This window comes from Frankia sp. Allo2 (genome assembly GCF_000733325.1).
Classification (GTDB): domain Bacteria; phylum Actinomycetota; class Actinomycetes; order Frankiales; family Frankiaceae; genus Frankia; species Frankia casuarinae.
The window spans coordinates 1-8,998 of the sequence record NZ_JPHT01000072.1 but is presented as its reverse complement, the minus strand read 5'-3'; the positions used below and the strand labels follow the sequence as shown (position 1 = coordinate 8,998).

Sequence of the window (8,998 nt, the reverse complement as noted above, 5' to 3'; positions counted from 1 at the left end):
GCGGCCGCCGGCCTGTGGCCGGGAGAAAAGGTCGACGTGCTGGACATCACCAACGGTGCGCGGCTCAGCACGTACGTCATCGAAGGTGAGGCGGACAGCGGGACCATCGGCATCAACGGCGCCGCCGCTCACCTGATCAGTCCAGGCGATCTGGTGATCATCGTCGGCTATGCGTTGATGGCCGAGGAGGACGCCCGCTCTTACCAGCCCAACGTCGTGTTCGTGAACGGCGACAACCAACTGGTGCGCATGGGCACCGACCCGGCCGAGGCGTACGACGGCGTCGGTCTGGTGCGCGGTGACACCAACAGCCCCCAGCCCTCCCTTTCCGAGCAGGCCGGAGACCCGCGGAGAGCGCAGTGAACACTGCCGAGATCATGACCGCCTTCACCAGCGGCCTGGCCGACATCAATCTTGCTGAGCCTGACACGGCTCGCGGTGGTGAGAAGGCTGCGGAAAGAATGAAAACGGCCAGCTCGACAATCTATGACATGGCCGCCACTCTCTCGGCGAAGGGGGACCTGTGGAACTGGGGGATGTATGACCCTGAGATCGTCGACGAGATCCGGGCTCGGTTGCCAGGGTTCGGTGAGTTCGGCACGGACGGCTTCAGCGAGCAATTGTACTTCCTGGCTCTGCGGGACCTGCCGATCGGTCTGGACGACTACGACGGTCGCACGGTGCTGGAAGTCGGCTGCGGCACCGGGGAAGGCCTGAACTTCCTTTCCCGTATCGCCCGTGGCGCACGGATGACCGGCCTGGACCTGTCGCCGCGAGCCATCGCCAGGGCTTCGGCGACCCTCGCGCGTGCGGACGTACTGGAGTTCGTGCACGGCGACGCCGAGAAACTGCCTTTCGTTGACGGCTCCGTGAACATACTCGTCAACATAGAGAGCTCGCACAACTATCCTGATCTCGGCAGATTCCTCCGGGAGGTGGAACGTGTGCTCAGCCCCGGCGGCATCCTCACCCACATTGACGTCTTCACGCGTCAGCGTTACGCGGCGATGCGCCGGATGACCGCGGAGATCGACGGCCTGACCTGGGTCACCGACCACGACATCTCCGACCGGGTTCGCGCGGCGATCCGCCGCCGGATGGCGTCCGACAGCCATTTCCACGCCACGCTCGCGCGGCAGCGGATGAACCCGATGGCGCGCAGGATCGCGGCACACAGCCAGATCCTGATGTTCGGCGGCATGTTCGCGGGATATCAGCCGCCCGCCGTGATCAGGCTGCTGAGCAGGATCGGGATCGTGCCCTGGGTGAGCGGCCTGCCGATGGAGAGCTACCGTCACCAGGTAGCCGTCCGCCGGTGACCTCGATCGGTGCCCGGACCAGGAGCGGGCGACGTGCGGCCTGATGGGGGAGACGTGGACACACGATTGTTCGCTGTCGCGGCAGACACCGAGGACGGACTGGCGGAACTCCTGCGCACGCACCTTGACCGAGTGCGTGCGCGGGCGGGCCTGCCGGCGCTGGCCTGGTACTGCCATGACGCCGTGGTGCGTACCGCCGGAGCGGGGCACCGCCTGACCTTCGTTGTCGATTCGTACGCTGATCTCGCTGAACAACTGGCCGCCGCCCTCGCGGGAGAAACCGACCGCATTCCTCCCGATGTGACGGCACGCCGGCCCGGCCTGGTGTTCGTCTTCGCCGGGCAGGGCGCCCAGTGGTACGGAATGGGCCGCGAGCTGCTGGCCGCTGAGCCGGCGTTCCGGGAGGCGCTCCTTCGCTGTGATCAGGAGGTTCGGCGTTTCGCCGAATTCTCGGTGGTCGAGCAGCTCGGTTTGGACCCGCCAGCGTCCCGGATGGACGAGATCGACGTGCTGCAGCCGACCATGGTGTCGTTGCAGATCGCCCTGACGGCTTTGTGGCGCAGTTGGGGGATCGTGCCGGATGCCGTGGTCGGCCACAGCATGGGGGAGATCGCGGCCGCGCATACCGCAGGCGCGCTGGGCCTCCGAGATGCGATAATGATCGCCTGCCGGCGCAGTGCGCTGCTGCGCCGGATCTCCGGTAGGGGGGCGTTGGCCGCCACGGAGCTGTCCCCCGCCCAGGCGCATGCCGTCGCGGATGCCAGCGCCGGGCGCATCAGCGTCGCCGGCGAGAACAGCCCCCGGTCGACGGTGCTGGCCGGCGACGCGGCGTCACTCGCCAGGCTCGTCGATGATCTCACCCGGCGCGACGTCTACTGCCGCGTGATTACGGGAACCGTCGCCTCGCACAGCCACTACGTCGATGACCTGCGTGCGGATCTTGATCTGGCGTTACGGTCGCTGGCACCGGGACCTACGAGGATCGTGATGTACTCGACCGTGACCGGCGAGCCCGTGCCAGGAACGAGCCTCGCCTCACAGTACTGGATGCGTAACCTGCGCGAGCCGGTCCGTTTCGCCGCCGCGGTCGAGCGGCTCGGTGACACCGGCCATGAGGTGTTTGTGGAGGTGAGCGCGCATCCTGTCCTGTTGAGCCCGGTGCGGCAGACGCTGGCGCACGCCGGACGGCCGGCGCATCTGCTGTCATCCGGTCGGCGGCAGGCGGAACGGCGCTCGGTCCTGGCGTCGCTCGGCATGTTGTACGGCTGCGGGCGGGAGCCGCGGTGGGCGGCGTTCGCCCTGTCGGAACCCGGAGCCACGCTCACCCCTTACCAGGCGGCCGTGCTCGGCGCGGTCCGCCTGACCCGGCCCGCCTCCCAGCTGGAGACGAGCCCGGCACTCTGATAGGCTCTTGTATCTGGATGCACCTCTGTATCTAGAAGGAGCCTGTCATCGCGACCAGACGGTTGTCCCGCGAGGAGAGTCGGGAGCTGACCCGCGAGAAGCTGCTGCGCTCGGCGGCGGAGCTGTTCGCCGAGCGTGGCCTTGCCGGCACATCGGTCGAACAGATTGTCGAGCGTGCCGGTTTCACGCGAGGCGCCTTCTACGGCAACTTCGACGGCAAGCACGAGCTCGTGCTCGCCCTGCTGGAGAAGCGCACAGAGCGTGAGTTGGAGGAGCTGCGGGCGCTGGGCCGTGACGCCGGCTCGTTCGAGGGCATGGTCGAGCAGTTCCGGGCCTGGCATCGTGAGCGTGACCGTCACCTCGCGAGCTGGCTTGTGCTGCGCACCGAGCTGTGGCTCTACGGCCTGCGCAACCCGGGCGTCCTGCCGACGCTGACCGACCGGGAGGCGCGGACGCGGACGATCATCGCGGAGGCGCTCGCCCGCGACTTCACGTCTCGTGACGCGTCCCCACCTGCTCCGGTCGAGGTGCTCGCGTTGATAGTGCACGCGCTTGACGACGGCCTGGCGATCCAACGGGTCCTGTCGCCCGAGAGCAGCCCGGACGACGCGGCAGTCGACGCGGTGGACTTGTTACTGCGGTCGTGGGTCGCGTTGGGTCGCGAAATAGCTGCGGAGAAAGGGAACGACTGATGCCCGAGCACGTCTACCGGGTGCTGGTACGCGGACGGTTTGACAAACTTGACCCCCCGGCGCGGGAGAAGCTTCGCCGGAACGCCGACCAGCAGGATGTGCTCAACGCGTCGTTCACCGAAGAAGGAACGCTCGTCTACAACGAGTCCATCGTCGCCTTCACATTCCGCCTGGTCGTTCGAGTCGAGTTCGACGACAAGGCGGAGCAGCGGGCGCAGGATGCCGCCGAAGAACGGCTGATGGCAAGGTTCGACGAGATCGGCTGCGGCTATCGCGACCTCCGATTCGGAGTGACGGACATGGACAGTATGAAGATCAACCGGCCAGTGCGGGAGCGGCGCTGAGGCGGAATTCCGCAGAACAGGTAGATCATGGTCGATACTGAGCGGACCACCTGGCCGTCCGAGCCGGTACTGCAGGTGGCCCAGCCCGCACCCGACCCGAGGCGTTGGTGGGCTCTCGCGGTCCTGCTCGTCGCCACGTTCATGGACCTGCTTGACAACAACATCGTCACGGTGGCTATTCCGAACATCCAGCAGCATCTCGGGGCGTCGCCAACGTCCATCCAGTGGATGAACGCGGGCTATACTCTCGCCTTCGCTGTGATGCTGATAACCGGAGGTCGACTGGGAGATATTTTCGGTCGCAAGCGAATGTTCTTGACCGGTGTCGCCGGGTTTATGGCGGCGTCCGGAATGTGCGCGATTGCGCAGAGTCCGGAATTCCTCGTCGGCGCCCGGGTGGTCCAGGGGGGCGCTGCGGCCGTCATGGTGCCGCAGGTACTGGCGATCATCCACGTCAGCTTTGCTCGGGAAGAAGTCGGCAAGGTCGTCAGCCTATACGCGGGCATCGTGGGCCTGGCGATCGTCGCGGGACCGCTCGTCGGTGGTCTTCTGCTCCAGTGGAACCCGTTCGGCCTCGAATGGCGCAGCATTTTCGCGGTCAACCTCCCCGTCGGCGCGGTAGCGCTGGTGGCAGCGTCGGCGTGGATGCGGGAATCCAGGTCCCCGCATGCTCGCCGGCCCGACGGGATAGGGATGATCCTCGTCGCCGTAGGGCTGCTGCTCGTGCTTTTTCCGCTTGTGCAGGGGCGCGAGCTGGGCTGGCCGACGTGGAGCATTGTCGCCATGGTAATCGCTGTCCCAGTGTTCGCGCTGTTCCTACGGTATGAACGGGAAAAGGTGCGCCGTGACGATTCGCCACTGTTGGCGTTGAACCTCTTCAAAACTGGCAGCTTTTCTGTCGGCGTCGGCACGCAACTGTTGTTCAGCTGCGTGCCGGCTGGATTCTTCATCACCTGGACGGTTTATCTGCAGGGTGGTCTGGGCTGGTCGGCACTGCATACCGGTCTGACCACGATTCCGTTCTCCATCGCTGTTCCCATGGCTGGCGGACTCGCGGTACGCTACATTTTTCCGAAGTATGGCCGTCGCTGCCTCATGGTGGGAGTGGCGGTGATGACGTCGGGTGTTCTTTCCTACGTGTGGACGGCGCATCACTTCGCCACCACCGTGACATCATGGCATGCTGCCCCGTCCCTGCTGCTGATCGGTTCGGGCATGGGCCTGCTGGTCGCGCCACTGACCGGGATGATCCTGATCGATGTGCCGCCGCACGAAGCCGGCGCGGCCTCCGGAATCATCAACGCGACCGGCCAGCTTGGCGCGGCAGTGGGCGTCGCGCTGATCGGTGGGCTGTTCTTCTCCGCCCTCGCCACCGGCGAGCCGGCCCGGACCGACCGGGTGACGTCGCAGGTCCAGCAGGCCCTGGTCAGCCAGGGGCACTCTTCCGGCGAGGTGACTCGGCTGATGGCCGAGCTGCGTCGGTGCGATATCCACCAGCCTGACCTCAGTCTTGTCCCCGCTGACTGCGGCGGGCGGGTGAGCGTCACCGATCGTGGGAGTCTGACGAACGCCTTGGCCAAGGTGCGCGCGGAGGAATTCGTCTCCGGATTCGTCAAGACCCTGTGGTGGATCGTGGGTGCGCTCGCCGTCGTGCTCTGCCTGCTCTTCCTGCTACCCGCCCGGCGCGGCGGGCCCTGAGAGCGGACGATCGGGCGTGTTGGCCAGGCGGGCCGCGGATTCGCCGACCCGGCGAATCCGCGGCCCGCCCGAGAGCCCCCGGGCACAGACCAGTTCCATCGGCCTCCGAACCAGAGCACCGCCGGCTGTCCGTGGCAGGTGCGGTCGATCCGCGGTCAGAGCCCGTTCACCGGACCACGCGGTCCATCAGCCGGTCCAGCTCTACCTCCGGTTTGGCAGTGATACCGCCATGCACGGCGCCGGGCTGAACGACTGTGCTGCGCGGCGCGGTGAGCCAGCCGAAGCGTGCCCGCGCCGATCTCGTGGCGGCCGGGCCGGCGGCGGGATCACCGGCACACACCATCTGGATAAAATTCAGCGCTGCCTGGATCAGCTCCACGTCGGCATTGGAGTCCAGCGCTCTGAGTCGTTCGGTATCAACGTTGATCGCCGCGGCCAAAAATTCCGCGGCAGGACTGTAGAGCAGTACACCGACGTTTATCCGCTCGCCCCGGTCGACCCTTGGGACAGCGAACAGAAGAGCATAGTCAAATGCGAAAAATGATTCCGGCACGGCGATCACCTCCCCGCGCCAGGCCACCAGCCGCGGTCGCCGGCACGACGCGCGAGCAGGTACTCCACATACCGTTCCCGCAGGGCGGCGGCATCGGCTTCGCCCGGCTGGACGGAGTTCATGCCCAGCAACCACAAATCGGGGACCAATGCCGTCACCTCCGCGAGCAGGTCGCGAGTGACCACGGCCGCGAGCTCGGAGTCGAGCTGTTCGAGCGCCTCCGGCGAGAGATCCTTGACGAGGACTGTCAGCGCGTGCTCCGACAGGTCGTAGCGGCGCGCCGCCCAGGTGCTCACCGACGGCCAGGAATGCTGGAAGACCAGGGCAGCCCCGTGATCGATGGCCCACAGTGCACGATGCCAGACCAGGAGATTCGGATTGGACCAGCTCCGGTCCACGTTCGCGGTCAGTGCGTCCAGCCAGAAGATTCTCGCGGCCTCCTCGGCCGGCGGTTGCCAACTGGCGCCGTCGTAGCCTATGGACCCGGGGAGGAAATCCATTCCGAGATTGTCTCCTGCGCTCGCCCGTAGCAGCTCCTGCACCTCCTGGTCCGGCTCCCGCCGCGCAATCTCCGGATCGACGGTGAGAACGACCAGATCGGGTACCCGGATACCGAGCCGCCGGCCCAGCTCCCCAACCACGATCTCGGCGACCAGAGCCGCGCTTCCCTGCCCCGCCCCGCGAAACTTGACGACGTATGTGCCGTCGTCGTCGGCTTCGACCAGACCTGGCAGGGAGCCACCCTCCCGCAGGGGCGTTACGTAACGGGTTCCACGCACATGCCGCAACACATTGCTGACTCTACTCCTGATTCTCCCGCCGGGCGGCATCGATATCCACAGCGGTCTACGGCATGTCTTTCCCAGAGGGTTCAGCTGACGTCGGTCGCTTGATCCCCGATGCCTTCGATCTGGGTGGGAGTGTCGCTGCGTAGCTGCGCGACGAGCCTGCGAGCCGTGGGGGGTGTCTCTATGGCGTTGTCAAGCGGCGCGGGCCGGCTCGGGCGCGGGGTTGGTAGCGGGCGGCTGGTAGGGCTTGCGGTCGCAGATCATGGCGTAGAGGACGTCGACGCGGCGGCGGGCGAGGCAGATCAGGGCGGCGTTGTGCCGTTTGCCTTCGGCACGTTTGCGGTCGTAGTAGGCCCGGCTGGTCGGGTCGCTGAGACTGGCGAACGCCGACAGGAACAGGGTTGATTTCAGGGCGTGGTTCCCGCGTTGGGAGCGGACCTCGCCGCGGATCGAGCTGCCGGAACGGCGGGTGACCGGAGCCAGGCCGGCGTAGGCGGCGAGGTGCGCGGCGGTCGGGAACGCGGCGATGTCTCCGATGATCGTCAGGAGGCTGGCGGCGGTCCTGACCCCGACACCGGGCATCCAGACCAGGACCTCGGAAAGAGGGTGCGCCTCCAGGGTGGCTTCGACGTCCTGGGCGAGATCGGCGCGTTCGTCGAGGACGCCGAGAAGTTTGCGGGCGACGCCGGCGATGACCGGGCCGAACGCGGCGGTGCCGGGCACGACCACGGTCTGCTCGTCGAGGACACGGACCAGTTGGCCGGGCAGCGTCTTGGCGAGCCGCGGCGAGCGTGGACGCATCGTCGTGGCGATGCCGGTCTCGCCGAGCTGCCGCAAGGCGGTCGGGGTGGGCGCGTCGGCGAGGAGTTCGAGGACGCCGGGTCGGTGGATGTGGCTGCCCAGCAGGCGTTCCGCGGCCGGGTGGATGTGCAGCAGGGCGTCGCGTAACCGGTTGGTGAGCCGGGTGGCTTCGGCGGCGAGGTCGCTGTCGTAGCCGACCAGCACGGTGAGTCCGGCGAGGGTCTCGTCGTCGGTCCCGACCCGGCGCAGGGTGTGGGGCAGGGTGCGGGCGGCGTCGGCGATGACGTAGGCGTCGCGGGCGTCGGTCTTGGACTCGCCGGGGTGCAGGTCCGCCAGGCGGCGCATCGTGAGCCCTGGCAGGTAGGCGACGTCCAGGCCCATCTGGCGGGCGACCGCGATCGCGAGGGCGCCGATGCTCGTGGGCTGGTCGACGATCACCAGTACTCGTCCTGAGGTGGGCCCCGTTCTTCGGACAGTGATCCCTATGAGGGATAATTGATCCGTGAACGGAGGAGATCAATGAGTCAGTCACGCAGGCGGTATACACCCGAGTACAAGGACGAGGCGGTGAAGCTCGTCATCGACTCGGGCCGCCCCACCTCGGCGGTCACGAAAGATCTCGGTATCAACGAAGGAACATTGGGGAGTTGGGTCGCGACCTGGCGGCGGGCACACCACAACGAAGAAGAACCGTTGTCGATGTCCGAGCGGGCCCAGCTCCACGAGCTGGAAAAGGAGAACCGGGAACTCCGGATGGAGCGCGAGTTCCTCTCAAAAGCGGCCGCCTTCTTCGCGCAACGCCATCAGTGATCGACAAGTACGAACTGATCGCTGCGGAGAAGGACAACTACCCGGTATCCAAGATGTGCCTGTGGCTGGCCGTGTCGACATCCGGTTTCTACGACTGGTCTCGGCGGCCGGCGTCGGCCCGGACCCGTCGGCACACCACCCTCGACACCCACGTGCGGGCGGTGTTCGCCGTTTCCCGCCAGACCTACGGCGCCCGGCGGATCGCCGCCGCCCTGACCGCCTCCGGCCTGCGCGTCTCCGTCCGCCTCGCCCGGCAGATCATGCGCCGTGCGGGGCTGAAAGCCTGCCAGCCCAGGGCCTACCGTCGCACCACCATCCCCGACCAGACCCCGCCGCCCGCCGACCACGTCCGCCGCGACTTCACCGCCACCCGCCCGGGCGAGAAGCTCGTCGGGGACATCACGTACATCCGTACCGGCGAAGGATGGCTCTACCTCGCCACCGTCATCGACCTCTACTCCCGTAAAGTCGCCGGCTGGTCGATGGCCAACCACATGCGCACCGAGCTCATCATCGACGCGTTCACCATGGCAGCCTCCCGGTACGTAGTCGGAAGTCCCGTTGAGTTGATCGACGTTGGCGGTGGCTG

General features: G+C 66.9%; 8 protein-coding genes and 2 pseudogenes. 7 read left to right on the top strand and 3 right to left on the bottom strand.

All coding sequences use genetic code 11. The features are described from left to right. The 6 genes from ALLO2_RS22410 to ALLO2_RS22385 form a co-directional block, all read left to right on the top strand. A partial coding sequence (locus tag ALLO2_RS22410; RefSeq protein WP_035734605.1) for an aspartate 1-decarboxylase occupies positions 1-363 on the top strand: 363 nt, incomplete at its 5' end. Continuing rightward, positions 360-1,319 carry a class I SAM-dependent methyltransferase gene (locus tag ALLO2_RS22405; protein WP_023842133.1) on the top strand — a complete coding sequence of 320 codons (960 nt, stop codon included), beginning with the start codon at positions 360-362 and terminating at the stop codon, positions 1,317-1,319. The genes ALLO2_RS22410 and ALLO2_RS22405, both read left to right, overlap by 4 nt. A gap of 54 nt (positions 1,320-1,373) precedes the next feature. After that, positions 1,374-2,723: an acyltransferase domain-containing protein gene (locus ALLO2_RS22400; RefSeq protein WP_051875530.1), complete on the top strand. Its 1,350-nt coding sequence runs from the start codon at positions 1,374-1,376 to the stop codon at positions 2,721-2,723. Between the two features lie 62 nt (positions 2,724-2,785). Next, positions 2,786-3,415, top strand: a complete 630-nt coding sequence (locus ALLO2_RS22395) for a TetR/AcrR family transcriptional regulator (protein ID WP_011435564.1) — start codon at positions 2,786-2,788, stop codon at positions 3,413-3,415. Further along, entirely contained in the window at positions 3,415-3,759 is a 345-nt protein-coding gene (locus ALLO2_RS22390; RefSeq protein WP_023842131.1) for a DUF6204 family protein, read from the top strand. The genes ALLO2_RS22395 and ALLO2_RS22390 overlap by 1 nt, the downstream gene beginning before the upstream one ends. Before the next feature lie 141 nt (positions 3,760-3,900). Next, positions 3,901-5,457 carry an MFS transporter gene (locus tag ALLO2_RS22385; RefSeq protein WP_369808207.1) on the top strand — a complete coding sequence of 519 codons (1,557 nt, stop codon included), beginning with the start codon at positions 3,901-3,903 and terminating at the stop codon, positions 5,455-5,457. Positions 5,458-5,623: 166 nt separating this feature from the next. Here the strand turns inward: ALLO2_RS22385 and ALLO2_RS22380 are convergent, their stop codons facing one another. The 3 genes and pseudogenes from ALLO2_RS22380 to ALLO2_RS22370 form a co-directional block, all read right to left on the bottom strand. After that, a complete protein-coding gene (locus ALLO2_RS22380; RefSeq protein WP_232235279.1) occupies positions 5,624-6,019 on the bottom strand; it encodes a DUF3037 domain-containing protein in 396 nt (131 codons plus the stop codon). Then, the gene (locus ALLO2_RS22375) at positions 6,016-6,801 is read right to left on the bottom strand and encodes a HipA family kinase (RefSeq protein WP_035734603.1); all 786 of its coding nucleotides are present in this window, start codon (positions 6,799-6,801) and stop codon (positions 6,016-6,018) included. Before ALLO2_RS22375 ends, ALLO2_RS22380 begins: the two co-directional genes overlap by 4 nt. Positions 6,802-6,990: 189 nt before the next feature. Next, positions 6,991-8,049: pseudogene (locus tag ALLO2_RS22370) on the bottom strand (IS110 family transposase); the annotation flags it as partial. Between the two features lie 69 nt (positions 8,050-8,118). On the opposite strand from ALLO2_RS22370, the pseudogene ALLO2_RS25175 reads away from it, so the two are divergent. Then, positions 8,119-8,998 (top strand): annotated as a pseudogene (locus ALLO2_RS25175) (IS3 family transposase); the annotation flags it as partial.

What these genes read in the sequence shown, in the direction of transcription:
- ALLO2_RS22390 (WP_023842131.1), top strand. Translation starts at nt 3,415, where the DNA reads ATGCCCGAGCACGTCTACCGGGTGCTGGTACGCGGACGGTTTGACAAA.
- ALLO2_RS22385 (WP_369808207.1), top strand. Translation starts at nt 3,901, where the DNA reads ATGGACCTGCTTGACAACAACATCGTCACGGTGGCTATTCCGAACATC.